Annotated in this window: 23 protein-coding genes; 17 read left to right on the forward strand and 6 right to left on the reverse strand. The window is 58.6% G+C overall.

Annotated features, from left to right (window positions below; genetic code table 11):
- Positions 1–445 precede the first annotated feature (445 nt).
- Entirely contained in the window at positions 446–2,326 is a 1,881-nt protein-coding gene (locus tag BJ928_RS02235; protein ID WP_052227461.1) for an AAA family ATPase, read from the reverse strand.
- On the reverse strand, positions 2,323–2,949 hold the full coding sequence (locus BJ928_RS02240) for a hypothetical protein (RefSeq protein WP_245432218.1): 627 nt from the start codon (positions 2,947–2,949) through the stop codon (positions 2,323–2,325). The genes BJ928_RS02235 and BJ928_RS02240 overlap by 4 nt, the downstream gene beginning before the upstream one ends.
- Positions 2,950–3,176: 227 nt before the next feature.
- On the opposite strand from BJ928_RS02240, the gene BJ928_RS02245 reads away from it, so the two are divergent.
- The 3 genes from BJ928_RS02245 (at position 3,177) to BJ928_RS02255 (ending at position 5,051) form a co-directional block, all read left to right on the forward strand.
- A complete protein-coding gene (locus BJ928_RS02245) occupies positions 3,177–3,923 on the forward strand; it encodes a hypothetical protein (RefSeq protein ID WP_130270583.1) in 747 nt (248 codons plus the stop codon).
- Between the two features lie 66 nt (positions 3,924–3,989).
- Positions 3,990–4,322, forward strand: a complete 333-nt coding sequence (locus BJ928_RS02250; RefSeq protein ID WP_120296419.1) for a hypothetical protein — start codon at positions 3,990–3,992, stop codon at positions 4,320–4,322.
- Between the two features lie 72 nt (positions 4,323–4,394).
- A complete protein-coding gene (locus BJ928_RS02255; protein WP_052227462.1) occupies positions 4,395–5,051 on the forward strand; it encodes a type II toxin-antitoxin system VapC family toxin in 657 nt (218 codons plus the stop codon).
- Between the two features lie 4 nt (positions 5,052–5,055).
- Here BJ928_RS02255 and BJ928_RS02260 read toward each other — a convergent pair whose 3' ends face one another.
- Positions 5,056–5,835 carry a GNAT family N-acetyltransferase gene (locus BJ928_RS02260; protein ID WP_047627465.1) on the reverse strand — a complete coding sequence of 260 codons (780 nt, stop codon included), beginning with the start codon at positions 5,833–5,835 and terminating at the stop codon, positions 5,056–5,058.
- 304 nt (positions 5,836–6,139) lie between these two features.
- On the opposite strand from BJ928_RS02260, the gene BJ928_RS02265 reads away from it, so the two are divergent.
- Positions 6,140–8,212, forward strand: coding sequence for a DNA cytosine methyltransferase (locus tag BJ928_RS02265; protein ID WP_047627466.1), 2,073 nt, complete (start codon positions 6,140–6,142; stop codon positions 8,210–8,212).
- On the opposite strand, the gene BJ928_RS02270 is transcribed toward BJ928_RS02265, so the two are convergent.
- Positions 8,209–8,886, reverse strand: coding sequence for a hypothetical protein (locus BJ928_RS02270; protein ID WP_047627468.1), 678 nt, complete (start codon positions 8,884–8,886; stop codon positions 8,209–8,211). The two genes, BJ928_RS02265 and BJ928_RS02270, sit on opposite strands and share 4 nt — an antisense overlap.
- Before the next feature lie 578 nt (positions 8,887–9,464).
- Between BJ928_RS02270 and BJ928_RS02275 the strand changes: the two genes are divergently transcribed.
- The 10 genes from BJ928_RS02275 (at position 9,465) to BJ928_RS02320 (ending at position 19,198) form a co-directional block, all read left to right on the forward strand.
- The gene (locus tag BJ928_RS02275; protein WP_047627469.1) at positions 9,465–9,887 is read left to right on the forward strand and encodes a hypothetical protein; all 423 of its coding nucleotides are present in this window, start codon (positions 9,465–9,467) and stop codon (positions 9,885–9,887) included.
- A gap of 128 nt (positions 9,888–10,015) precedes the next feature.
- Entirely contained in the window at positions 10,016–10,453 is a 438-nt protein-coding gene (locus BJ928_RS02280; protein WP_047627470.1) for a hypothetical protein, read from the forward strand.
- A 97-nt stretch (positions 10,454–10,550) separates the two neighbouring features.
- Entirely contained in the window at positions 10,551–11,552 is a 1,002-nt protein-coding gene (locus tag BJ928_RS02285; protein ID WP_052227463.1) for a hypothetical protein, read from the forward strand.
- A gap of 126 nt (positions 11,553–11,678) precedes the next feature.
- Positions 11,679–12,071 (forward strand): hypothetical protein, encoded by a 393-nt coding sequence (locus BJ928_RS02290; RefSeq protein ID WP_147413885.1) that lies wholly within the window; start codon positions 11,679–11,681, stop codon positions 12,069–12,071.
- A 17-nt stretch (positions 12,072–12,088) separates the two neighbouring features.
- Positions 12,089–12,508, forward strand: coding sequence for a hypothetical protein (locus BJ928_RS02295; protein WP_047627472.1), 420 nt, complete (start codon positions 12,089–12,091; stop codon positions 12,506–12,508).
- Between the two features lie 17 nt (positions 12,509–12,525).
- A complete protein-coding gene (locus tag BJ928_RS02300) occupies positions 12,526–14,718 on the forward strand; it encodes a Mu transposase C-terminal domain-containing protein (RefSeq protein WP_047627473.1) in 2,193 nt (730 codons plus the stop codon).
- Positions 14,719–14,732: 14 nt separating this feature from the next.
- The gene (locus BJ928_RS02305; protein ID WP_047627475.1) at positions 14,733–15,881 is read left to right on the forward strand and encodes a TniB family NTP-binding protein; all 1,149 of its coding nucleotides are present in this window, start codon (positions 14,733–14,735) and stop codon (positions 15,879–15,881) included.
- On the forward strand, positions 15,878–17,680 hold the full coding sequence (locus BJ928_RS02310) for a TniQ family protein (protein ID WP_047627476.1): 1,803 nt from the start codon (positions 15,878–15,880) through the stop codon (positions 17,678–17,680). Before BJ928_RS02305 ends, BJ928_RS02310 begins: the two co-directional genes overlap by 4 nt.
- A 270-nt stretch (positions 17,681–17,950) precedes the next feature.
- Positions 17,951–18,862: a J domain-containing protein gene (locus tag BJ928_RS02315; protein WP_047627478.1), complete on the forward strand. Its 912-nt coding sequence runs from the start codon at positions 17,951–17,953 to the stop codon at positions 18,860–18,862.
- A 3-nt stretch (positions 18,863–18,865) separates the two neighbouring features.
- Positions 18,866–19,198 carry a chaperone modulator CbpM gene (locus BJ928_RS02320; protein ID WP_047627480.1) on the forward strand — a complete coding sequence of 111 codons (333 nt, stop codon included), beginning with the start codon at positions 18,866–18,868 and terminating at the stop codon, positions 19,196–19,198.
- Positions 19,199–19,262: 64 nt separating this feature from the next.
- Here BJ928_RS02320 and BJ928_RS02325 read toward each other — a convergent pair whose 3' ends face one another.
- Positions 19,263–19,652, reverse strand: coding sequence for a DUF930 domain-containing protein (locus tag BJ928_RS02325; RefSeq protein ID WP_047627482.1), 390 nt, complete (start codon positions 19,650–19,652; stop codon positions 19,263–19,265).
- Positions 19,653–19,939: 287 nt separating this feature from the next.
- Between BJ928_RS02325 and BJ928_RS02335 the strand changes: the two genes are divergently transcribed.
- Both BJ928_RS02335 and BJ928_RS02340 read left to right on the forward strand, forming a co-directional pair.
- A complete protein-coding gene (locus BJ928_RS02335; RefSeq protein WP_047628745.1) occupies positions 19,940–22,033 on the forward strand; it encodes a S9 family peptidase in 2,094 nt (697 codons plus the stop codon).
- 20 nt (positions 22,034–22,053) lie between these two features.
- The gene (locus BJ928_RS02340) at positions 22,054–22,575 is read left to right on the forward strand and encodes a DUF1697 domain-containing protein (RefSeq protein ID WP_047627484.1); all 522 of its coding nucleotides are present in this window, start codon (positions 22,054–22,056) and stop codon (positions 22,573–22,575) included.
- An 11-nt stretch (positions 22,576–22,586) separates the two neighbouring features.
- On the opposite strand, the gene BJ928_RS02345 is transcribed toward BJ928_RS02340, so the two are convergent.
- A complete protein-coding gene (locus tag BJ928_RS02345; RefSeq protein WP_047627487.1) occupies positions 22,587–22,964 on the reverse strand; it encodes a VOC family protein in 378 nt (125 codons plus the stop codon).
- Between the two features lie 97 nt (positions 22,965–23,061).
- Here BJ928_RS02345 and BJ928_RS02350 point away from each other — a divergent pair, with 97 nt between their 5' ends.
- On the forward strand, positions 23,062–24,567 hold the full coding sequence (locus BJ928_RS02350) for a protein adenylyltransferase SelO (protein WP_047627489.1): 1,506 nt from the start codon (positions 23,062–23,064) through the stop codon (positions 24,565–24,567).
- Positions 24,568–24,617 lie beyond the last annotated feature (50 nt).

The raw sequence follows: 24,617 nt of genomic DNA on the forward strand, positions 1-24,617 counted from the left end.
ACAATAAAATGTGATCTGGGAACAGCCGGCCAGACAGATCACGGCCAGAGTTGTCCACGCAGCTAGATATCCACGCGTTCCGCTTGGTCGGTCTCGACTGAAGAAATTCATCAAGGTGGCCGGGTACCGCGCCGCTCAGACATCTTGCGTCGTGCCCGCCTCGTGACGCCAGCTCCTTCCATCACCTCCTTTAAGGACGGGGACGGCTCCACAATGACTTCAGCTAGATCATCGAGAGAAATGAGACAGACAAAACCACCTTCTGTCTCGATAACGACCGGGGACCCATTTTCGGCTGTTACCGACAGAAGGTAGAGGCTGCGCCTTGCTAGTCTTAGTTTGAGTGGCACCCCTCCAGCTTCCAAGATTGCAGCGGCCACTGCGGGACGGGCTACCGGAGGTGGTTTCTGCTTTAGAGTGCGAACGATCATCTTCCACGGCGGTCTCATGCTGCAAGATCCTCCGTTTCAGCCAAGATTTTCGCTACCTCCATGCCTTCGGCATGTCCCCGCCTTTCCAGGAGCTCAGCGAGCACCTCGATCGCCGCGCGGCGTCGCCTCACGATCTCGCGGGCTCGTGCCATTTCTCGTACGAGCACCCGCTCGACGCGTAGGGCGATATCCGGATTGCTGCTACGGAGGCGATCTCGGAGCAGAGGCGTGCCAGCCTCGAAATAGGACAGCCCCTCGCCCATGCCGAAAGAGATTTCCATTTCAGTGGCGATGTCGGTTGCGATCTGGAGATCCGATCCCTGACCTCCGCCGGCTCCGACGTATGCCGTCCCCAGCAGCTCTTCTTCGGCTGCTCTTCCTGCAAGATAGAACGCAATTCGATCGAGATGGAGCTGCCTATCCATTTCGTTGTCGTCCTTGACCATCAGCCTGGCGAAACCAACCGGCTGTGGACCACTGGCAGCGTCTAGCACGACAACATGGTCCAGCGTGCCGAGCTGCAAGTGCAGGGCTAGAATGGCGTGAGCCGCTTCGTGCACAGCGATCAGCCTTCGTCGCGGGCCCTCAAGCCTTCGCGCCGGCGGCAGGGCACGCATGATCATCTCGATGCTGACTTCAGATTTCAAACGCCGCGCTTCGCGCCTTACCTGGCGCCCGGCCTGCTCGAATGTCGCCCCGGTAAAACCCGCCGTAACCGCGGCGATGCTATCTACATCTTTGGCCGAGAGATGTTTACCAAAATAGGTCCGTGCGAGATGCTTTCGCTCGCCAAGGTCGGGTAGCCCGATCCTCAAATGCCGATCTAGTCGTCCGGGTCTCAACAACGCCGCGTCGATCGCCTCAGGATGATTGGTCGCGCCGACGACCACCACCCCTTCCAGCTTGGTGTGACCGTCCATCAGTTCGAGAAGCAGGTTGATGCATTGCGTCCAGTAGAGCTCGTGCCCATCGCTCCCCAACCGAGCGCGATCCCCGATGGCATCGAGTTCGTCAAGAAAAAGGATCGACGGCTTGTTGGAGATAGCCTCGTCGAAGCTTCGGCGCATGGCTGTCAGCGTATCGCTCAAATAGCCCGCAGATTGCCAGCGTGCAGCCGAAGTCGCGACGAGATGGGCGCCGCAAGATGTCGCGAGCGCCGCGGCGAACATAGTTTTGCCAGTGCCCGGCGGCCCGCTCAGAAGTAAACCGCGGTCGATGTCGCTCCAGGAAAGACGACCTTCTGTCCAGTCGCGAATATCCTTGGCAAGCGAGAGCCCCCAAACTTTGGCGTCGCCATATCCGACCAAATTCTCCAGATTTGGTTTCTCAGTGTTCGGGACAGAAAGTTGCGACATCCGCCGCAATCGCGCGAGCGCATCCTCGGCTGGCCTGCCAAATCGCAGCGCCGCAAACATCGAAGTGAGAGGAAAATCAAGGAGAGCCTTGGCGTCGGCGAGTCCGAGAACCTGCCCTGACAATGACTTTGCAGCCGCAACGAGGTGATAGGGCCTGACGGGATCGACGTCGATGATTTGATCAGCCGCAACGTCGAACTCTTCGGGCAGATCGTGGCCCGGCGGCCAAATGATCACAAATGACCCTCGGCCGTTCATGGCATCAAGCACCAAATCAAGTTGGAGCTTGCCGCGTCGATCGACCCGTGGCCAGACCGCGTCGACGTTCGATAGCTCGGTGGTCCGCCACACGAGATCAAGCGCGGCCCTCTCGTACTCCTTGCAGTTCGCCCCGATTGGGAGGCGTAGCACGACGACATGCTGCCGGTGATCGGGCACCTTGACGCCTCCGCCGAGGCGGACGGCGTGCTTAAGAGCGACACCATAGGCAAGGCGCTCCAAAGTTGGCTGCATGCTTGGTCCCCTGCGGTGGTCGATCATCTTGGACCTCCCGCAACGAAACGCCGGAGCACCGTCTCGGGTCCAAGCATGCGCTCGTCGAGATCTACAGAGATCAGGCGATTGAGGATCATCCACGAAATCCCGGTCATCGGCTGAACCTCCCTGAAGAGGTTCATGCAATCACCGATAGCCATCGAGCCCACCTCGTCCAAGACGGCTAGCATGCGGAGCCTGTCGTTCAAGGGCGTTCGATAATGTGCGTAGCGCAGCATGTCTTTCGCGTTCGCCAACCGCCATCCTTCTTCAATTTCCCCGCGAGAAATGAAACGGTGGTGGATGTGACTGCAGGCGGCGCCTTCGGAAACAGCAGCGTCTCCATCCAGATCGCAGGCATCGAGGAACTCGCGCCTACCGTTTCTGTAGTCGACCATGAAATCCGGGACGTGGACGCCATCGCACGTCGGGAACTCGATCGGGAGGCACAGCCACGCAACGATGTCGTCGTCGACATCTAAAAGGCAACCAAGATCGCGTGCCCCCTGAGTTCGGAACATCACGTCGCCGGAACACCTCACGGTGCCGAGCGGGTAGAATTTTTGGGAAATGGCATGCTTGTACGCAGCATGGAGCGCCTGCGGCATTTCAAAATGCTGGTGGCTCATAACGATACCCGAACAATGATTGACCCTAGCCGCGTCATGCGGCGCTAAGGACTCAACGTATTCGACGTATTCGTAGGAGAGCGATCATCATGGTGAACAAAATACGAACAAAATTCTTGGCGTCAATTGGAATTTTAAAATAGAGCGGCGATAATATGTTGTGCGGTGAGATCATGCCACACAACCGGCCAACAGAAGTTCTGCCTTGAATTTACACTGAAGCCGTGTTGAACCGAGATGCATTGTGCATCGAGCTTTCTCGTCACACTTTTTTGAATAATGTGCGCGGCGTAGCGCTGGAGGCGATCCAAGTGGACGCGACGATTTCCGACACTGTCGGCCTTGATAAACGCCTTTCTAGGATTGAGAGTGTCGCACGAGCTCTGTCGGACCTTCCTACAGACTATCTTGGCCCTCAAGGTACCGTTATTGCAGACGTGGAATGGTACGCGCTTGGGGCAATCAAGAAGACGGCGTCGCTGAGCCACGCTTTCTGCGCCCTTGTACGAACACGGAACACGTTAGCCGCTGCCGCTCTGGTAAGGCTTCAACTCGACACCGCCATGCGCATCTTCGGGCTATCGCTGGTTGCCGATGTAGAGGCCGCGGGCACTTGGCTGATGAATGACCAAAGCTACCTCAAGCTTCGATCACGGGACAACCACCCCCTCACCGACGCTTTTCTTCATCGCAAGCTCAACGAACAATATCCGGGTCTGACGGAAGCGTATGAGGATGGTTCGTCATACGTACATCTTTCCGCGCTGCACATCAAAACAGGCCTGTGGTCTCGCGCTGACACCCCTACACTCTTTTTTCACTTGCTAGGAACGGATGCCTCCCGCCCCGACGAATGGTTTTTCGACTTGATTGACTCGTTTGACCAGGCCACCAATCTGACCGCCGAGCTGATCGCTACCTTCATCAAAAGCCGTCGCGCTGGCCGCACCCCTGCCATAAAGCCGGGAGACTAGGCAGGCGTACTGATCTTCCACCAGGCAGGCGCCGGACGGTGCTCTGTGGTCTATTCGAAGCATAAGATGGAATTTGAAGCTGAAGGGGGCGGACTGACCGACCGGTCGGTTTATGAACTCGTAGGTATCGTATTTCAGGATGAAACGGGTTTCATGCTTAACGAATCCTTACCAGAACGCGCAGAAAATCCGTGGCTAGGAACGCCGAGCAAGGAAGTCGGCCGCTTCGCCTTTGGTTCTATCGAGCCTCACTCGAAGCTCATAAACGCCTGTATCATGCTGAATTTCTTGAGGTCCAACTTTTCTGGCAGCGTCAAGCAGTCGCTCGAAGTCTCCTTGCGCGTCTTTTGCGGTCCAGATTTTCCGAGATTCCATCGAGTGTCTCCAAGGACTCAATAATTAAACACTTAGCAAATGCCGACGCCTTAGCCTAGGTCCATATCGATCGACCCACGCGGGACCCGGCAAATCATGGGCGCAGTCATACTCGATACCAACGTTGTCAGCATCGCGCATCTACCCGAGCCGCCAACGTGGCTGATCAATTGGTTCCGCCGCCTGGGGCCAGAAGCCGTCGCCATATCGTGGGTGACGGTCTACGAGATAGAGTATGGAATACGGTTGTGCGAGCGCTCGAATTCCGAGACCGCATGTTTTGTTCTGGATTGGTTTGAGAAGCTTTTGAACACGCGCATGTACTTCCTTGAGATGAACTTGCCAGCATCGCGGATATTGGGAGAAATGGCCGCCTGCTCTCACCTCAGGCAATTGTTCGAAACGCAACCAAAAATAAACAAATGGGGCGAACACCTCAAAAATGAGAAGATCAAGCTCGGCGCGGACGCGATGATCGCGGCGATGTCTATTGCCTACGGCCTGCCAATTGCTTCGATGAACGTGAAGGACTTCGTGCTCATCGATCGCCACTTCCCCTTGCCCGGTCTCTACAACCCTCAGATAGACGAATGGGTACTCGGCCCTCCCGTCGGCTGGGGAATGGACAACAATGCGAACGATGACAACGTGCTCTCTGCGACCGACCGACCGAAACGGCACGAAATCGGTCCGGAAGTAAGTCGCCGACAGTCGAACTTGATGCTCGCTACGCGGGAGGAGCTATCAGACTAGGTCGTCACAGGTCGATCCGCTCAATGAAGAAGATCCCTCCCAGATCGCACTCCACTCCGATTTTCTTGCTCTCCGGATACTTGGCTTTGTCGTAGAGGATTTCCGCGCCGTGCACCTCAACCTTCACGAAGTAGTCGATGTATCGCGGGTTCAGCGGGTTGAAGCAGAAGACGCGCTCAGGCAACTGAATCGTACCATCGGGCAGACGCTCACCCTCACCCACGTGTTCGGATAAAGGCGTCGGATTTTCCTTAAACCGCTCTTCCTGCTCAAAGAACGAGATCGAGTACGGCACGCGATCGCCACGACCCAGAGCGAAATTGCGTTGCAAGACTTTGAACGCATAGAGTCCGTTCACAACGCGGCTTTCTTCAACAGGGATGAAGCCCATGCGCTTCCAGAATGGTTTGGCGCTTCTCGGCGCAATTTCGATCTCGAGGACGGAGCGCCCCTCCGCACGCGCGCACCCTTCCATGAAACCAGCTAGAATGCGGCCGTAACCTTTGTCGCGCACGTCTGGCCTGATTTCGAGGATGTTGGTTCCATCGAGGAACCCAACCGCCGCGTCGTTGACGATGAGTACATGGATTGTTGACGAACCTTCCTGCCAAGCCCTCTTGACGGAGTCCCAATTGCATCGGAACCCCTCGACCGGATGAGGCTCCTGCCAATCGCTTTCATTCCATTTGCGCGCGGCAATATCGTATGCCACCTGTTCCGCATCCAACCATGCCTCGATTTCGGCCATGCGAACGTCATCTGCCACATCAATCTGATAGTCCATCGAAGCTCGCTGTTAAAGAGGAAGGGATGCAGCCGGCCGGCGCGGACCATATATCGAAATTGCGTTATAGGAGGTCAAGTCCCATCCACCGCGGGCGTTGTCGCGGAATTCGAGGCCGAAGACATACGTGGACCTCTTTCAGCGATGCACGAAGACAGTAGGAATCCGGCGCCGCGGATTTCGCGCAGCACGATCAAGTCCCTTGCCACTTACCGAACCTTGACCTTGACGACTACAACTTGAGCTTTTCTTTTGGGAGAAGCGCAATGTGATTTTTGTAAGAGGTCTCCAACAGGAGACCGCAATGACCGCACCATCTGATGAGAAGTCCAGGGCGAAAGCAGAGAGAAAAGAAGCCGACGCCCGGCTGAGACGCCTTACGAGAGCTAAAGCGGCGCTGCTCAAGGCACGATCGAACCTGACCCGGTGCCTTGTTGAAACCGCAGAACTTGTAGAGTCCACGAAAACAACTCAGGAATGGACGAAAGAGCGAACCAAGGAATGGCTGGTATCGGAGATCGGGATGTCGCCGCGCGAGGCCACCACCGCCATATCGCTCAAAGCATGCTTAGGTGACAACGCCCAGGCGACTGTGGATGCCGGCCTACAATCCGAAGTGCTCGATCGCTTGGTTGATAGCGACGAGGAAGTTAGGTGCGACTTCTTCTCACGCCTTCAATCGGGCCGAAGTGTCGATGCCGAGCTTGTTGAAAAACTCGGCCAGGATACTTTCCTTTCCCGGCTTCCCGTTGGAGAAGCGCGCGACGTACGGCGGAGTCAAACGCTCGAGACGGCTGGACGCATTGCGGGGCCGGACCTCACTGCGGCACTCGAGGACGCCGCTTCGAAGTTGCTAAAGTGCCTTGATGAGGTGGTGGTTTATCTCCCATCGATGGATTGTGAAGAGCCGTGCTCTGAAGCTTCCCTGTTAGAGCCAATACGTTCCAGTGCAAACGTCACCCGAACCCTGTTTGTGATTTTGTTTGGCGACCAACATGCCGATTTGGCGAGCATGATCGATCTGGCTCTCGTCAACGACGTTCAGGCGTCGATCGCGTTCGCTTGGTATGCTCTGCGGAAGCTTGAAACCTCGCCGCTGTATCGGGAGGATATCGAGAATTCAGCCGGCCACTTGCACAATGTCCGGCCCGCGATCGAATTTCTCGCAGGCCGCCGCTCAGTCGCCGTCCCACTTTCGACCGAGAGAGCGCCAGTTAGCCGTGCAAACGCCGATCTGACGTTCATCGATTTCGGAGCGGGCATCGGTTGCGCAGCGCTTGGCTTGCAAAGCGCGGGATACAGAACCGTGGCGTTGTACGAGAGCTGGCGTAGTGCGTTCGCGACAGTGCAGATAAATCGGCCATCGTGGCCGTTGGCATCAGAACCCGCTGCATGGCACCTAAAGAAACTTTGTACAGAACAAGTCGATTTGATAACTGCGCTTCCGGTCTGGCGCCCATTTTCCACGTCTGAAGACTACCAACGCTCTTTTTATCAGCGCTCCCTGGCTGCCACCGCGGCAGTGCGACCAAAGGCGTTTTTCTTCGAAGTCCACTCATCAATGTTGGAAGACAAAGCCGTGCATTGCCGTGCGGAAATCGAGCGCGATCTTGCCGGGGAAGGATTCGACGTAGCATGGCACGCACTTGATACCGCCCACTTCGGACTTGCCCAGTCCAGAACGATCGGCGTGATCACCGGCGTGCGCAGCGGTATAGACAAACCTATCCTTCCAGCCTTCTCCGATGCTCCGCGCCGCTTTCTTCCCGAGGTAATCGGCGAGCTGGTCGAAAAGGAGCTCTCTCACTTTGGTCGCACATCGGCGGCGCGACGGTATTCAACGTGGCTGAGCCTTTGCGCCGGCCAGATCGCGCCTCCCTTTTTCAAAGGACCGGACGACGAAAGGAACGTTGAGGAGTGGGCCAAACTTGGATTGGGCTTCTCAAGCGACCCTCGAGTTAAAACGGGCGAGCTAATTCCTCTCACCATCAAAATGATGCAAACGATCCAAGGGCATCCTCACGGCTGGGCAATTCAAGGGGCGACGTTGGAACAGGAACTCAATGGGACCTCGTCGATGCCGCCAGCAGTTGCCAAGATGATAGGTCTCGCGATTTACTCGTCTCTGACCGGCAGGCCGGTCGACTTCGCCAAAGCACTGTCGGAGCCTTTGCTTCCGGAGATTCCAGCCGGATACAAACTCGGGAACTCATATTATGGCATTCATCCCCGGCTAGTTCCAATCAAGCCACGCAAGACGCTTCGACAGGTCGTGCATCCAGCGATCGAGTTAAGAGAAGCGTGGGCCAGGGAGTTCGGCCTCCCAAGCCCATACGGCCCATATGACTCCGATTTTGATGACCACGATATCGATTAGATAGTCGGGCGAGACCGTCGATCGATGTCCATGAATGTCGAAACCAACAACATTCGGATGGCATTCTGGTCACGCTTCAATGGGTCGCCGGCGAGTTCGCCGTCCACGGTTAGAATAACCTTGTTCCCATCTTCCGGATAAGCAAGAACGAACTCATGCCCCGCATACTCAAAGGTCAAGGATTCGCCGGTCTCGTCTCGGGCGCATTCCATCTCCGTGACACCAAAGTTATAGATGGATTGATTGAGCTTCTCCCAGCCCTCGATTAGGTACGAGTTGTCGATCACGAATGGCACTTCCTTCGCAAACGGCCGCAGATCGTAGTCACGAAGGTCCGTAGCGGTGCGGTTCAAAACTGCGTCCTTGCCGCCAAGGATCGGACCGTGGGCGATACCGTGAGATCTATACGCCTGCCAGCCGTTCGTTCCGATGTCGTAGACGGAGAAGTCTTGGATCCCCCCATAGGCATCCTCCCACTCCGCTTCGGCCTTTTGCGTCTGATACTCGTTCGGGAACATGATCATGACCGGCGATCGCCAATCGCCCTCGCCCGGTCGATGAAACGAAATCCGATGATACGGTCCGTACTCGTCGCGTACTGGCACCAGGCGGAGCACCTTCAGCAGCGGCCGAAGTGCATCTTCAATCTCGCGGAATCTGTTCTCGATGTACATTGCGTAAGCCCTCGTCTCGATTGGATATCCGAGAATCGTCGCCGGGTGCTTCGCATGAGACAAACGGATTCGGCGTGTATCAAGAGTTAGAGCTGTCTATCGCTCCGCCGAGCCAAAGCGGCGAACAGCCCCTGATCGGGTTGCCGGGAAATCGCCGCGTTAACCATAGTTAAAATTTTACTAAAATGCGGACATTGACGCCCGCGACAGTCGGCGTCCTTATATACGCGAGTTCTTCAACACACGGATCCTTCCGATGAAGATAGCGCGAATACATAGCCCGTTTCGGGCGATAGGCTCACAGGCCAACTGATCGCGCGGTCGCGGGTAAAAACCCCCTCGTCCTGAGCCAAGAAACCGGCAAAGGAATAAATTCCTAAACTCCTGCGCAAAAAAGAACAAACCCAGAAACGAACATGGATTCGTTGGGCCCGAAAACCTGTTGCATCGCTCAATGCAACAGGTGTTAAAGACCGGAATTTGCTGGCTTTTTCCTTGTAGACGAGCAGGCAAATGCACTGCTACCAATCCCTCAACGCTGAGCAACACGCTCATCGCGGTTTGTAAGGAGTACGCAGATGAAGATGTTCGATATCACTGAACTGGACACGTTCAAGCCAGCGCTTGTCGAGTTCCTGAAAGCACGGTTTGGGCGCCGTGTGAGTGGCACGCACGTCCTCATGCTGACCGAGATTTCGCAGTTACTAACGAAACGCAATATGACGTCGGCGAAGCGCCACCAGGAAGTGGTGATGCGGATCCGCCTCATTGCAAGTCTCAGCCGTCGTCCCCAACGCGTTCCCACTTTCCGGGAATGGTCCAACTTCGCGGTGGAGATCCGCAATGTTGCTGCCTCACGCGTCGGTGGCGAACCACTCGTCGCGGATCCTCGCAATCCGAAATTCGTCAAGGCGATTTTCGCTCATGAACTGGCTGCAAAGGCGGATCGAATAGTTGGCACGGTCTCCCGCGCCCCGCTCGGTAGCCTGCACGTCCTCTAACTTACCCCGATCCCAATCCTGCAAGGAGAACTGCCGTGTCGCAGAACGAACACGCATGCCCTTTGCCGTGCCTGCCTGACGGGGACGGTTTCCATCTGAATACCACGGTCGTCCTGAAAGGAGCGCCAATGACTACGCACCTAAACCTCGCCAATGCCGATGTTCCCTTCGCAAAGCCGACCCCGCCCGAAGTTCATCGCCGCATTGCTCGTGCATGCCTTCGTCTGGAGCGTCGTAACGTCGAGAAGACGCGCGAGAAGATGCTGGCGCTTCTCAACGAGGCAGTCTCGGAATGCCTGACGAATGCCCGTCGCCAGTCCGTGCGTGACTATCATCGCCAGCTCCAATGGACGGCTTTAAAGGAAGGTCTCGGCATCGCGATCGTTCCGTCGGAGACCACCTTCCGTCGGCGCGTGAAAAGCGCGGGCGCGGCGCAGACCGCAGCGACGAAGGGTGGAAAGCGTTCGATCCGCTCCAAGGAGCTCGAGGCTGTCGTCATGCAGGCTGTACTCGCCGCCTTCGAGATGATGCCGGATCGCACGATACGCCTTCGCCGCAACTGCTAGCCGACCCCGGCTAGATCTCCTCCCCATTCAAAACCTCCCCTCAAGCGTCCGGCCCACTCCGGCGACGGGAGAACTGCGCCCTCGAAAGGAGCACGAAATGAACACGACGACCAAAACCGCCCTTGGCACCACCCTAGACCACGGTCTCGCGACCGGAGCGAAACGCAGTCCGGGAAAACCGCTCGCGCCGAGTGCGGAGCGCAATCCCGGAGAGGGACGCCTGCCAATTGGCGGCCTCCGCTCGACGACCATCCTCAATTCCTTCGCCACTTTGATGGAGAACCTGATGCGTAAGGCCAAAGCCGCGCTCAAGCGCGTGCTCTACACCCGTGCCGGTGTCACTATGGACAACACCATTCCCGATACGACCACGTACCTCGTACCGGACCGCAACCACTTCGGCGTCATTCAGATGCCCAAGGACGGCTCCCCCACCGGTGAGGTGTGGATCGAGCCCGGCTCGACGACCGGCACCCGCGACGTAGATTTCGTGAGCACCGCAAGTTTCCGCGGCGCGATGAACTATGCCGACTTCAACCGCCAGCTCGTGATGGAAAGCACGATCGAGGGCCGCTTCATCGTCATCGCGATGAGCCGCCGCGACATCGTTGAAATCCGTGACCAGTGGCCACGCGTCGAATGGGTGGATCAGCACGGCGAGGTTCACGAGACCACGTTCGACTTCTGGATCCGCCTTGCCGACGGAACGTGTATCGCCGTCGCAGTCAAGCCCGTGTCGAAAGTGCGCAGCTCCGGCATTCTTGACACGTTGGCGGCGGTGCAGGCCCAGGGCATCGGCGGTTTCGCTGATCGCGTCGCTCTCGTCACCGAAGTCTACGCGAACCACGACGCAGCGTTCAATGCCGGCTGGAAGCTGCATGCCCGACGCATGCGCAATCAGTCCGAATACCTCGAGGCGTTCGGACTGGTCTCCGCAACCAATGGCTCGGTCCGCTTCCACGATCTTCTCCAGGGCGCGAAGTGCTCTGCCGGCCGCCGTATCGCGCTCTGGAACCTCATCGACGAAGCCGTCCTGGTTCCCGTCGGTACAGGCCGCATCGACGACCTCTCCTTCCTCCGCCGCGCAACCTCCAACTAACAGGTGCTCCCAATGACCGCTTTTTCCCGCCTGCTTCGTCGCCTCGCTGGCGCCGCCCCGAACAAGTCCGCAGCCGCTCCGGCGGCTTCGGAAACCAATTCCCCCATCGGACAGGAGAATCCTTCCATGACTACGCCTACGCACTCCATCAGCTCGGCCGACTTCATCCACGGCACCGCCGTTCTTCGCATGCTTGAACAGATGCGTGGCGTCGGTCACGGCGCTCAGACCAAGGCCTCGTTCACACGCAGCACGAAGATCCTCGCCCAGGCGTGCCGCATCTACCTGACGCTCGAAAGCTCGGTGATGGACGACCCAAATCGTCCGAAGGGATTCCGCTGCGACGATCTGCTCGAAGACTTTCTGAAGAAGGTCAAGACGGTGCTCCTCAATTCCGGCTTCACGACCGCGAACGACGATTTGCCCGGCCCGCATGGTTTCCGCCGCGCTCTGCGCGAATACGAGCGCGCCCGCGCCAAGGCGGCTCAGTCGCTCGAGTTCATCATCAACATTCACTGATCGAAAGGAGATCAGACATGACGAATCTGCTCATCGAAACTGCCAGCCTGCCTACGGTTTCTCCGTCCAGCTACGCTGCTTCGACCGCGATCCGCACCATCGAAGGCGGCGTTGAATACCGCTCGTCCGGCATGACCGACGCGGAGGCTGACGGGATGACAAAAGCAATGCGTGATCAGAAGAGCCTGGAAGAATTTTGGGAGAGTTTGCGCGCCCAAACGCCCCGCCCCCGTTCCAAGAACTTGAAACGCCGCCGCCGTTCGATCTGGCCGCACCTATTCGAGGAAGCAGAGGAGGAATTGCGCTCGCTCACTTCGCCGGTCGGACGCAACGCTTTCGGCGATTACCACGGCCGCGGTCGCAAGCCCTTCTTGGACAACGCCTGCATGCCGTTCGCGGCCACCGCCCACCCAGCTCTTTCCCTGAACATCAACTGATCGAAAGGAGATCAGACATGACCAATTTTACCCGCAATTTCGTCGACGCCAGCAAGCGTTACTACTTCGCACCGACGGCGCTCATCATCATCGACAAGACCAAATACCGCACATACCAGGTGACGGATATCGGGCAGGTGTTCGTCCCATGCGAGAACACGGCCATGCGCGAGTTCTTCACGCACGACCAGATCTACGATCTCGTCCACTCCGGCAAGTTGGACTTCGACCAGGATCACTTCGCCGAAGGTCGCGCAAAGTCTCGCGCACGCTTCGATGAAGCACGCGTCGTCGATCTCTCAGACGACGAGCAGGCCCGTGTTACCTACTACGCGGCGGCATGCGACATCGTACTTCGCATGAAGGAAGAAGCCCGCGCCGACCGCAAGTTGCCGCGCGTCTCGCTCAGCGACGAATCGCTTGACCGCATCATGCCGCTCATCCAGGCCGAGCTGGACGGCAAGCAGCGTGCCGGCAAGCGCACCACTATCACCTTGCCTGGCAAGCGTCATTTCCGTCGTATCTATAAGCGCTACATCGAAGGCGGCTACGAACCCATGTCTCTCGTGAAACGCTGCAGCGGCTCCAAGGGTCGCCCCAGCGTGCATGATGCGGGCGACATGCTGGTCTGGATGGAGAAGGCTGCTGAGTTTGCGGATCCGCGCAAACCGACGATGGCAGTGCTCTATCGCGAGCTCGAAGCTAAGCTCCACGAGCTCAACGCGGCCCGCGCAGCCAACGCTCTCCTGCCGCACAAGATGCCGACCCGCAAGGTCTTCGAAAAGCTTATCAAGGACATGGACGGCTTCCATGTCTGCCAGGCCCGCGAGGGTATGGATGTTGCTTTGCGCAAGTACCAGATCAGCTCCAAGGGGGTCGATGTCCAGCGCCCCGGCGAACGCGTCGAAATGGACGAGTGGACGATCGATCTGCTCCAGTGGGTCGGCTGGCTCGGCATGGTCGCCCATCTCACTGCCGAGCAGCGCGCGAAGCTGAAATCGACGCGTATGCGTGTCATTGTGGCAATTGACGTGGCGACCCGCTGCATCCTTGCTCTACGCTTTGTGCAGGGCGCTGCTGACGGACAGCATGCCATCGATGCCATCGAGATGATGGTGACGGACAAGGCTTATCTCGCCAAGCTTTGTGGTGCGACCTCGCTGTGGCCGTATCATCTTACGCCCGAGCTGTTGGTGACCGATAACGGCGGCGCCTTCAACAACTACCGTGTTCGTTCGGTCACCCGCGCCATGGGCATGATGCACATGTTCCCGCAGGCCGGCCGCCCCCAGATGCGTGGTGCCATCGAGTCGGTTCTCAAAACCTTCTCGAAGCAGTTCATGCACTGGTTCGAAGGCCGCACCTTTGGCGACATCTTCGAGAAGGGCGATCTTGATCCCACGAAGCGCGTGACGCTGGCTATGGACGAGGTCAACACGCTCCTCGGCCAGGCAATCATCGATATCTATCATCATGTCCCGCACGAGGGTCTCTCCGGTGAGACGCCGCATAACGCCTGGATGCGTCTGGCCAAGGTGTACGGCGTCATGCCGCCGCCTCCGTCGCGCATTCGCCGCCATATTTTCGGCTCCAAGGTTACGCGCATCGTTACCGACCACGGCGTCGAAAGCTTCGGGATCTACTATCAGTCCCGCGAACTCCAGGCGTTGCGTATGAAGACCAAGGCCACGGTCGATATCCGTGTCGATCCGTACGACCTGAAAACGATCAGCGTCTGGAACGGCACCGGCTGGCTGAGCGTCGATGCGACCGCCGCCATCCCGAACGACCTGTCGATCTGGGAGTGGACGGGTGCATGCCGCGAAGTCGCACTGGAGAATGCGGAAAACCGCAAGCTTCATCTCTCCACGATGCTCGACGCAGTCAACCGCCTGCGTCTCGCCGGCGATGCGGCCCGCGCTCGCGCCAACCTTGCGACCGTTTCGATGGATGCGGTCAAGATGAAAGAGCTCCAGCTCCGCTACTTCGACCCGATCACGCTCATCGATGATCTGGAGGACCGCGATCCGATCCTGGTGCCGCTCATCGTCGCCGAAGATCCGCTGATGCACGGCATCCCCGGTGTCAACGATGAAATCCTCACCGTCGATCCGATCACCGGCATCGCCGGCTACGTCTCCCCCGCGCCGATCGCTGCCGCCTCCGCGGCCCCGGTCACTATCAAGTCTGCCAGCGACATCCAGCTCTAAAGGAGGGCTACGCTATGACCAATTTTGACGCCAAGAACTTCTTCAACAAGGCCGCCGCGCGTTTGCTGTCGGTCCTCACTCCAGAAGCCGCCGATCGCGCCAAGAAGCGCGGCGGTCTCTACTCGGCCTACATTACTTCCGACCGCCACCAGCGTGTCGAGCGTGCCGTCTCCAAGATCGTCGAGAACGCTGCGGCATCCGTGCACGGCACCTCTGGTCGTCGCCGCGCGCTCTTTGTCATTGGCGAAAGCGGCTCCGGTAAATCGACGGCTCTTCAGAACACGCTCCTCAAACGCGCGGAGCTTCAGCCTTATCGCAACGATGAGGGTGAAATGATCAGCCCCATGATCTACTTCGACATGCCCAAGCCGCTAAAGCTGCGTCTGCTTGCGACCAAGATCATCAAGGCGACCGGCTATCCGCTCATCAATGCTGATCGCATTCCTGAGTACGATCTCTTCGAATTGGCGAAGCGTGTGCTCAAGGAGTACTCGGTGCTGGTGCTCTTCATCGATGAGGCTCAGCATGCTCTGAAGGAGACCGACAAGGCGACCATCCGCAACCTTGCCGACATCCTCAAGAGCTTGCTGCAGATCGAAGACTGGCCGCTCCACCTCGTCTTGGCCGGCGTACCCGCCCTAGCCAAGTTCATCGAGCACGAACCCCAGCTCCGCAACCGCAGCCTGGTCGTGGAACTCGAGCGCGTCACCTTCCCCGGTGACCTCGAACGCATTCGCGTCATTGCACAGGGCATTATCGAAACTCACGCCGGCATGAAGGTCGACGGGGCGCTTCTGCAGGACATGGAGGTGGAAGATGTTGTAGGGGGGCGCAAGGTCAAGAAGGTTCGCAAGGCTTTGACCGAGGATCTCGTGCACCGCCTGATCCACGCTTCCGAAGGTGGCTTCGGCACCATCATCGACTTGGTTCGTACGGCCTGTGATTTTGCGATCGAAGTCGGATCGGACGTTGTCGGTCTCGCGCACTTCGTTGAGTGCTACGATTTCCTGACAGGATGCCAGCCGCATCACAACATCTTCCTGGCTGCCGACTGGAAGGACCTGACGCCTGTAGTGCCGCTTGCGGAACTGGTTGCGCGCCAGGCTGTCGCCGATGCGCGTATCGAAGCCGGTGAGCGCAACCGTAAACGAGGTGGCAAATGATGTTGAAGCCTGTGGAGGTCGCATCCTCCGAAACGATCTTCAGCATCATCGCTCGTCTTGCTGCGATCAATGGCTCGGGCAATGCCCGAGCCATGGTCCGGCATCTTGGGATCTCTTACATGGGCTTCGACCGGCCGAGCGATCCCGTGTACGAAACTCTCAGCGCCTATACGGGCATGTCGGCGGACACATTCGCAAAAGCGTCGATCCACCGGCATGACAAGTTCAGCATCAACGTTGGGGGTTCGGTTGTCAGCGGCCGCACAGTATCACGATCTGCACCTCGCTTCTGCTCGCTCTGCGTTATGGAAGATATTGATAAGCGCACCGGCCGTCCGGTCGTTCGTCCGTTCGAACGTTTCTCTTGGACAATCAGGGACGTTGCGGGCTGCCACAAGCATGGAGTCGTCTTGGACCATGCCAGCGGTCCGGATGAACTGCGCCGCGAGTTCGTGAAGGCTGTTTCCGAGCGAATTTCGATGGTCGAGTTCAAAGCCAGTCGCGTTGAGCCGCTTGAACTTTCCAAGTCAGACCGCTACTTCGCGGCCCGTCTCGATCACGAGGCCGACCCCGTTCCTGATCTCGATGCGCTTCCCTACTACGTGGCCAAGCAGCTTTGCGAACGGTTAGGGGTCCTCGATGCGAGCGGTCCCGATGCGCATGTTCCCACCTCTGTTGAAGAATTGGCGGTCGTCCGTGAACGCGGATTTAATCTGATCGGGGACACCGCAGGCAGTCTTCGGTGGCACCTCGAAAATCTGACAAGTGCGTTCTGGCATTCGTCGCGTCCCAAAGGCGCCCAGCATCTATTTGGGAACCTCTACCGCTATCTGGACAACCATCAGGACGACGACCACAAAGGTCTGCGCGATCTACTTCGGGACGTCGCCACTGACGCCTTGCCTATCGGTCCAACGGATTCGTTCTTGGGATCACCGAAAAAGCGGCGGTGGCATAGCGTTATTTCTTTCGCACGCGAGTACGGCATCAGCCCACTCGTGGCCGAAGGTAACCTTACCCGAGAGGGCTTCATTCCTCCGCAGAGCGGCTTTCACCGTGAAGCTCACAGCAGGATCGTTTTTGATGCAGAACTGGCCGAGCGCGCATTCCCACGCCAGGAGTTGCTGCCACGTATGGATCTAGTGAAGCGCATGCGATTGGAGCGGTTGCGGAATACTGCGATCTTCGCAAAGCAAGGCCCGAATGCATTGAAGCCGCGTCCGGACCCCGCAGGTATCAATCGCCTCTACTCGATCACCGAGGCGGAGAACCTGCTTGCGAAACTCACTCGCATTGCAAGTGAGACCAAGACGCCGGACATGCGTCGTATTTGCGAAGCAGCGGGTCCAGGCTTGTGCTTTGTCGACGATGTTATCGAAATGCTCGCCGACGGCAAACTCGAACAGGTGTTCTTCGTGCCTGATCAATTCTTCGAAGGGATTCACGTCTCGACAAAGGAGCTGCGCGCCAAAGCTGACGGGCCAGATCAAGGTTGGGTATCTTGCTACGACGTGGCCGAAGAGATCGACGTCTGCGAAGCGGACGCGATGGCGCTGATGAGAAAAGGGTTTCTGAAGTCTCAGCCCGTTCAGCATCGGAAGCAGACACACTTGCTTACGACGAAGGAGCTGCTGACGGACTTTAATCGCCGCCATATTTCACTCACAGCACTTGCAAAACTTAATGGGAAAAAGCCGACCGAAATGTTCCGCAAGCTCAACAACCGCAACATCGTTCCGGCCATAGACGCCAAAAGTTGCCAATCGAGAATTTACTATCGACACGACGTCGATCAATAAGATCCGAGAAAGCCAGCCTTATCAAAACCCGCCCTCACCGGCGGGTTTTTGTTTGTCTTGTTAACAGATAGCTCTAAGAAACCGGGCTATCGTTACAGGTGCGAAACTCAGGTTTTAGGTGCATTTCGCGGGATAGATCGACGTACAATCAATGACTTAGGTGGTAATCGCGGACATTGTCAGCGTGCCGGATCAGTCTATGCTACGATTGATATGAGATTGGCGTAACACTATCTGCGTATTTTTCCGTGCTCCTGAAGAGAGACATGTATGAGTCGCGATCCCTACGAAGTTTTGGGCGTAAAGCGAGACGCCCCGCAAAAGGACATTCAAAGCGCCTATCGCAAGCTTGCCAAGAAACTGCACCCTGACCTCAACCCAGGGGACAAGCAGGCCGAGGAAAAGTTCAAGGAGGTCTCGGCCGCCTACGGCATTCTCGGCGACGAGGAGAAGCGCGGGCGGTTCGACCGCGGCGAGATCGACAGCAGCGGCGCCGAGCAGGCGCCGCGCAATTATTATCGCGATTATGCAGCGCAGGAGGGCCAGCGTGGCCCCTATCAGAACGCGGGCGGCTTTGCCGATTTCGGCGATGCCGACGACATGTTTTCCAGCTTCTTTTCGCGGCGCAGCCGAGGCCAATCCCAGATGCAGGGTCAAGACCGTCACTATACGATGGAGGTCGACTTTCTGGACGCCATCAACGGCGCAAAGAAGCAGATCAGCCTACCCGAGGGGCCGGCGCTGGACGTTCAAATTCCGCCGGGCACGCGCGACGGGCAGACGCTGCGCCTGAAGGGCAAGGGCGACCCCGGCTTCAATGGCGGGAAGCCCGGAGACGCGCTGATTGCCGTGCATGTGCGCCCGCACCGCTTCTATACCCGCGATGGCGACGACATCCGGATGGAAGTGCCGATTTCGCTGACCGAGGCCGTGCTCGGCGGCAAGATCCGGGTTCCCACACCCTCCGGCGCTGTTACCGTGACGCTGCCGCCGAACTCCAATACGGGCAAAGTGCTGCGCTTGAAGGGCAAGGGCGCGCCGGTGCGCGGCAAGGACAATGGCGATGCATATGTCTCGCTGAAAATAGTCCTGCCGGATACGCCGGACCCCGAGCTGACGCGCTTCGTTTCCGATTGGGAAGCAGGCAAGACGCAAGATCCCCGAAAGACGATGGGAGGATAAGCGATGAACGAGAGCGACTTTCGACTGCACCTCCGGATCGAAACCACAGTGCTGGAAGTCTGGATATCCCAGGGCTGGGTCGTGCCCGAAGTCACGGATCAGGGGCGTAGCTTCCGCGACGCCGATATTGCGCGCGGCCGGCTTATCCTCGACCTTAGCAGCGCGATGGGCGTCAATGAACCGGGTGTCGATGTCGTCATGGATCTGGTCGATCAGTTGCACAGCATCAGAGCGACGCTGCGCGACCTGACAGATGCCGTCTGCCGGCAGCCGTCCGACGTGCAGGATCACATCCTATCGGAACTCACCCGCGTGGAAGCGTTGAGACGGCGATAGGCTGCCGGACGAGGGCACGACCGACTGTGGCCGCCGCGTAATCCGTCGGGCGGTCCCGAAAAACTCAATCGTAGAGATAATGCTCCTGCCAGGCGTCACGCGGCACCTTGTCGCCGATCTGATAGCTCAGATCGCGGACATGGATATGTTTCGGCCCGGTAACGCAGCTGTAGGAGAGATGGTACCAATCACCCTTGCTGCGGAAGACCGCGCCGGGCGCGTTCATCGAATCCGGGTTCATGGCGGGGTCGCCGAAGGTGTAGGCAATCACCTTGTCCGGCTTGAAACCGGTCTTGTCCGTGCCGATCCGTTTCATGGCTTCGGCATCGCATGCCTGCTCCATCCGTTCCGATGGGTCGAGCTTTTCCAATTGCTTCTTCATGGCCGGATCGACGGCGTAGGCGGAGCTGGCAACAGAAGCCAATGGAATCAGGATGGCGAAGAGTTTCAGCATGAAGACCGGTCCCTTGCATTGTTTTGGATTTGAGTGCGCTCGTTCCATCAGGGAAGGCCTTGACCGCCTTCGTGTCGACGCACTGTATGCCGACTTCGGTAAAGAATGTGGTCTCATCAAGGCAGCGCCCCAATCCGGTCTCCCGCAGCCTGCCTATTCGGGGAACATTAATATCGACCGCTTGCATGAAGCTTGAGGAATGGACTTGCCGCTTGAACCTCGCGCTGCCGCCCTCTATTTCTCTCTTCACCTCACATCCGACTTTCACTCCAGAGAAAGCGCTCCTCGTGTCAGTTTTCAAGAATCTCCCCACTCCGCCCGCCGCCCCGAAAAAGCCCCTCACGGACACGCGTCACGGCATTACCCGCACCGACGACTATGCGTGGCTGCGCGCCGACAACTGGCAGGCAATGTTCAAGGACCCGTCGATCCTGGCGCCGGAAATCCGGTCGCATCTGGAAGCCGAGAACACCTACATGAACGCTGCGATGGCGGACACGAAGGAACTGCAGAAGGTTCTCTTCGGCGAGATGAAGGGCCGCATCAAGGAAGACGACAGCTCGATACCGATGAAGGACGGCCCCTATGCCTATGGCACGTTTTTCGTCACCGGCGGCGAACAGCCCCGCTTCTTCCGCGAGCCGCGCAACGGTGGCGAGCGCAAGCTGCTTTTGAACGGCGACAAGGAGAACGAAGGAAAATCCTATTTCCGCCTTTCCGGTCTCGACCATTCCTCCGACCACAGCCATGGCATCTGGGGCTATGACGACAAGGGCTCTGAATATTTCACGCTGAAGATCCGCAATTTCGAGACCGGCGAGGACCTTGCCGACGTGATCGAGAACACCGGCGGCGATGCAGTCTGGGCACCCGACGGCAAGAGCTTCTTCTACACGCTGCAGGACGAGAACCACCGCCCCTCGAAGATCTTCCATCACATCATCGGCACGCCGCAATCGGACGACCGGCTCGTCTATGAAGAGGAAGATCCGGGCTTCTTCATGGGCGTCGGCGGCTCACTGCTCGACGACTACATCTTCATCGACATCCACGACCACGAAACCAGCGAATATCGCATCATCCCGACCTCGGACCTCACCGCCGAGCCGAAGATCGTAGCCGAGCGCGAAACCGAGATCGAATATGAGATCACCGAGGGCGGCGACACCTTCTACATCCTCACCAATGACGGCGACGCTAAGGATTTCAAGATCATGGAAGCGCCGGCGAAGGAGCCGGGCAAGGAGAACTGGCGCGAGGTCGTGCCGCACAAGCCGGGTACACTGATCCTCAGCCACCTCGCCTATGCCCGCCATCTCCTCTGGCTGGAGCGCAAAGACGGCCTGCCGCGCATCATCATCCGCGACCGTCGTACCGGCGAGGAACATGCCATCGCCTTCAAAGAGGAGGCCTATGCGCTCGGCCTGCAGGGCGCGGCGGAATACGACACGGATGTCATCCGCTTCTCCTATTCCTCGATGACGACGCCGAGCCAGCTCTATGACTACAACATGGTGACGCGCGAACGCACCCTCTTGAAGACGCAGGAAGTGCCTTCGGGCCACAATCCGGCGGACTACGTGACGCGCCGCGTCTTCGCACCCGCCTGGGATGGCGAGACGGTGCCGGTGACGCTGCTTTATCGCAAGGACACGCCGCTCGACGGCTCCGCGCCCTGCCTGCTCTATGGTTACGGCGCCTATGGCGTCACCATTCCGGCCGGCTTCAACACCAATTGCCTGTCACTCGCCGATCGCGGCTTCGTCTATGCCATCGCCCATATCCGCGGCGGCAAGGACAAGGGCTTTGCCTGGTACGAAGACGGCAAGATGGAAAAGAAGACCAATACCTTCAAGGACTTCATCGCCGCTGCCGACTATCTGAATCAGGAGAAGTTCACCTCTTACGCGAAGATCATCGCCGAGGGCGGATCGGCCGGCGGTATGCTGATGGGTGCCGTCGCCAACATGGCGCCGGAGAAATTCGCCGGCATCATCGCCGCCGTGCCCTTCGTCGACGTGCTCAACACCATGCTTGACGACACTCTGCCGCTGACCCCGCCGGAATGGCCGGAATGGGGTAACCCGATCGACAGCAAGGAAGAGTACGAGCAGATCGCCGCCTATAGCCCCTATGACAATGTCGGCGAAAAGCCCTATCCGCCGATCCTGGCGCTCGGTGGCCTCACCGACCCGCGCGTCACCTATTGGGAACCGGCAAAGTGGGTCGCCAGGCTGCGTGAGAAGACGACGAGCGAAGCCCCCATTCTCCTGAAGACGAACATGGATGCCGGCCATGGCGGCGCTTCCGGCCGCTTCCAGCGCCTGGAGGAAGTCGCGTTCGAATATTCCTTCGCCGTCAAGGTCGCGGGAAAGATGTAGGCCAACGACGGGAGGCAGGAATGACCGTCTTCGTTGCTCTATTGCGTGCCGTCAATGTCGGCGGCACCGGCATGCTATCCATGGTCGATCTCAAGGCGCTCTGCGAGGAGATCGGCTTCATAGACGTGCGCACCTACATCCAGAGCGGCAATGTGGTCTTCCGCACCGGGGAAGACGAGGCAACGGTGCAGGCCCGGCTTGAAGAGGCGTTGGCCGCCAAGATGGGCAAATCCCCGGGCGTGATCCTGCGCAGCCGCGAGACTCTGGAAAGGGTGGCGGAAGGCTCGCCCTTTCCCGACGCCAAGCCGAACTACCTGCTGGTGACCTTCCTGCAGGACGAGGCACCAAAAGATGCCCTCGCCAAACTCGTCGCGCCGGGCGGCGAGGAAGTGCATATCGCCGGCCGCGAAATCTACGTGCATTATCCCGATGGCTCCGGACGCTCGAAACTGAAGCTGCCGGCGCTGAAGGCGGGAACCTCAAGAAATCTCAATACGGTGCGCAAGCTTGCGGAGATGGCGCGGGATCTGGAGAAGGGCTAAGGGCGCCTTCACTATCGCTCTTTCACTCGCCATGGAGGATCAACACGATTCGATCCTGCTAAGTAAAGAATGATCCGGTTTCCGCCTGGATCAAAAAGTTCGGCTTCGCGCCAGAGCCAGCTTTTGTCCTCCGGGCCGCTCGTAAAGCTGATATCGGCCGCCTTTAACTCTTCAACCATCTCGTCCAAATTGTCGCATTCGAAATATACGGTCGTCCCGCCGCCACCCATTTCACCCTGATGCAACGAGAATGTACTTTCCCCGTCAGGGCAGACGAAACGTGCATATCGAGGGCGCGCATCGACGATAGGCTTGAGGCCGAGGGTGCGGTAGAAGCTCCACCCGGCATCGAGATTCGGCATCGTCACGGTCACTTGATTTAGGCGCATGATTTCCCCCCTCTAAGCCCTCTCCCAGTTATAAGGGTGATCCTCCTCCTTGAACAACCGCCTTGCGCCGCCTCCCTGTCGGCCCTACCTTAGGCATATGAGCTCTCCTCTTCACGATGATACCGCGCTTCGGGCGACGCCGGTCGCCTTCGACAACAGCTACGTGCGCCTGCCGCCGCAGTTTTTCGCAGACCAGGCGCCGACACCGGTTACCGCGCCGCAGCTGATCAAATTCAACGAGGCGCTGGCACGTGAACTGGGGCTCGACGTGGAAGCGTTGAGGCAAAATGCGGCGGCGATCTTTTCCGGGAATGAGCTGTTGCCGGGATCTCAGCCGATTGCCATGGCCTATGCCGGGCATCAGTTCGGCAATTTCGTGCCGCAGCTCGGCGATGGCCGTGCCATCCTACTTGGCGAGGTCAAGGACGGCAACGGCGGGCGTCGAGACATCCAGCTCAAGGGCTCGGGACCGACGCCATTTTCCCGGCGCGGTGACGGGCGCGCCGCTCTCGGCCCGGTTCTGCGCGAATATGTCGTCAGCGAGGCCATGCATGCGCTCGGCATCCCGACGACGCGGGCGCTTGCGGCCGTGATCACCGGAGAGCCCGTATACCGCGAGGAAGTGCTGCCCGGCGCGATCTTTACGCGCGTGGCGGCAAGCCATATCCGCGTCGGCACCTTCCAGTTCTTTGCCGCGCGGGGCGATACCGAGAGTGTCAGGGTGCTGGCGGATCATGTCATCGCCCGCCACTATCCGGAGATCAGAGATCGCGAGAACCCTTATCTCTCACTGCTGGAAGCCGTGGCGGATCGGCAGGCGGCACTGATCGCGCGCTGGCTGCATGTCGGCTTCATCCACGGCGTGATGAACACAGACAACATGACCGTGTCGGGCGAGACGATCGATTTCGGTCCCTGCGCCTTCATGGATACCTATGATCCGGCCACCGTCTTCTCATCCATCGACCGCAACGGCCGCTATGCCTATGCCAACCAGCCGGCAATCGGCCAATGGAATCTGGCGCGCCTCGGGGAAACGCTGATTCCGCTGATCGATCCGTCCGTCGATACGGCGATCGAGCTGGCGAATGTCATCATCAAGGCCTATGGCGAACGCTTTCAGGCCTATTGGCTTTCCGGCATGCGCGCCAAGATTGGGCTTACTAACGAGGAAGATGGCGATCTCGAGCTGATCCAGTCGCTGCTGGCGACGATGCAACAGCAGGAAGCGGATTTCACGCTCACCTTTCGCCGGCTTGCCGCCCTCGCCGCAGACGAGGACGTGACCGATTTTGCCGCCACGTTCAACGACCCACAAGCAGCGGCACCTTGGCTCGAACGCTGGCGTGAGCGGCTCGCACGCGATCCGCAGACGCCAGCAGCACGGACGGCGGCGATGCGCAAAGTCAATCCGGCCTTCATTCCCCGCAATCACCGAATCGAACAAGCCATCGAAGCTGCGGTCGACGATGGTGATTTCTCACTGTTCGAAGCCCTGCTGAAGGTGCTCGCGACCCCTTACGAGGATCAGCCCGCCTTTGCGCCCTATGGCGAGCCGCCATTGCCGGCGGAACGGGTGCTACAGACCTTCTGCGGCACCTGAGGAAGCTTGAGCGCATAAGCCTCAGACAGGCTTGCAGAGTCATCGTCTCC

The organism is Rhizobium sp. WW_1 (genome assembly GCF_003610155.1).
GTDB classification, from domain to species: domain Bacteria; phylum Pseudomonadota; class Alphaproteobacteria; order Rhizobiales; family Rhizobiaceae; genus Rhizobium; species Rhizobium tropici_A.

Coding starts and splice junctions, on each gene's coding strand:
- BJ928_RS02235 (WP_052227461.1), bottom strand. CDS start 2,326: ATGATCGACCACCGCAGGGGACCAAGCATGCAGCCAACTTTGGAGCGC.
- BJ928_RS02240 (WP_245432218.1), bottom strand. CDS start 2,949: ATGAGCCACCAGCATTTTGAAATGCCGCAGGCGCTCCATGCTGCGTAC.
- BJ928_RS02250 (WP_120296419.1), top strand. CDS start 3,990: ATGGAATTTGAAGCTGAAGGGGGCGGACTGACCGACCGGTCGGTTTAT.
- BJ928_RS02255 (WP_052227462.1), top strand. CDS start 4,395: ATGGGCGCAGTCATACTCGATACCAACGTTGTCAGCATCGCGCATCTA.
- BJ928_RS02260 (WP_047627465.1), bottom strand. CDS start 5,835: ATGGACTATCAGATTGATGTGGCAGATGACGTTCGCATGGCCGAAATC.
- BJ928_RS02265 (WP_047627466.1), top strand. CDS start 6,140: ATGACCGCACCATCTGATGAGAAGTCCAGGGCGAAAGCAGAGAGAAAA.
- BJ928_RS02270 (WP_047627468.1), bottom strand. CDS start 8,886: ATGTACATCGAGAACAGATTCCGCGAGATTGAAGATGCACTTCGGCCG.
- BJ928_RS02275 (WP_047627469.1), top strand. CDS start 9,465: ATGAAGATGTTCGATATCACTGAACTGGACACGTTCAAGCCAGCGCTT.
- BJ928_RS02280 (WP_047627470.1), top strand. CDS start 10,016: ATGACTACGCACCTAAACCTCGCCAATGCCGATGTTCCCTTCGCAAAG.
- BJ928_RS02285 (WP_052227463.1), top strand. CDS start 10,551: ATGAACACGACGACCAAAACCGCCCTTGGCACCACCCTAGACCACGGT.
- BJ928_RS02290 (WP_147413885.1), top strand. CDS start 11,679: ATGACTACGCCTACGCACTCCATCAGCTCGGCCGACTTCATCCACGGC.
- BJ928_RS02295 (WP_047627472.1), top strand. CDS start 12,089: ATGACGAATCTGCTCATCGAAACTGCCAGCCTGCCTACGGTTTCTCCG.
- BJ928_RS02300 (WP_047627473.1), top strand. CDS start 12,526: ATGACCAATTTTACCCGCAATTTCGTCGACGCCAGCAAGCGTTACTAC.
- BJ928_RS02305 (WP_047627475.1), top strand. CDS start 14,733: ATGACCAATTTTGACGCCAAGAACTTCTTCAACAAGGCCGCCGCGCGT.
- BJ928_RS02310 (WP_047627476.1), top strand. CDS start 15,878: ATGATGTTGAAGCCTGTGGAGGTCGCATCCTCCGAAACGATCTTCAGC.
- BJ928_RS02315 (WP_047627478.1), top strand. CDS start 17,951: ATGAGTCGCGATCCCTACGAAGTTTTGGGCGTAAAGCGAGACGCCCCG.
- BJ928_RS02320 (WP_047627480.1), top strand. CDS start 18,866: ATGAACGAGAGCGACTTTCGACTGCACCTCCGGATCGAAACCACAGTG.
- BJ928_RS02325 (WP_047627482.1), bottom strand. CDS start 19,652: ATGCTGAAACTCTTCGCCATCCTGATTCCATTGGCTTCTGTTGCCAGC.
- BJ928_RS02340 (WP_047627484.1), top strand. CDS start 22,054: ATGACCGTCTTCGTTGCTCTATTGCGTGCCGTCAATGTCGGCGGCACC.
- BJ928_RS02345 (WP_047627487.1), bottom strand. CDS start 22,964: ATGCGCCTAAATCAAGTGACCGTGACGATGCCGAATCTCGATGCCGGG.
- BJ928_RS02350 (WP_047627489.1), top strand. CDS start 23,062: ATGAGCTCTCCTCTTCACGATGATACCGCGCTTCGGGCGACGCCGGTC.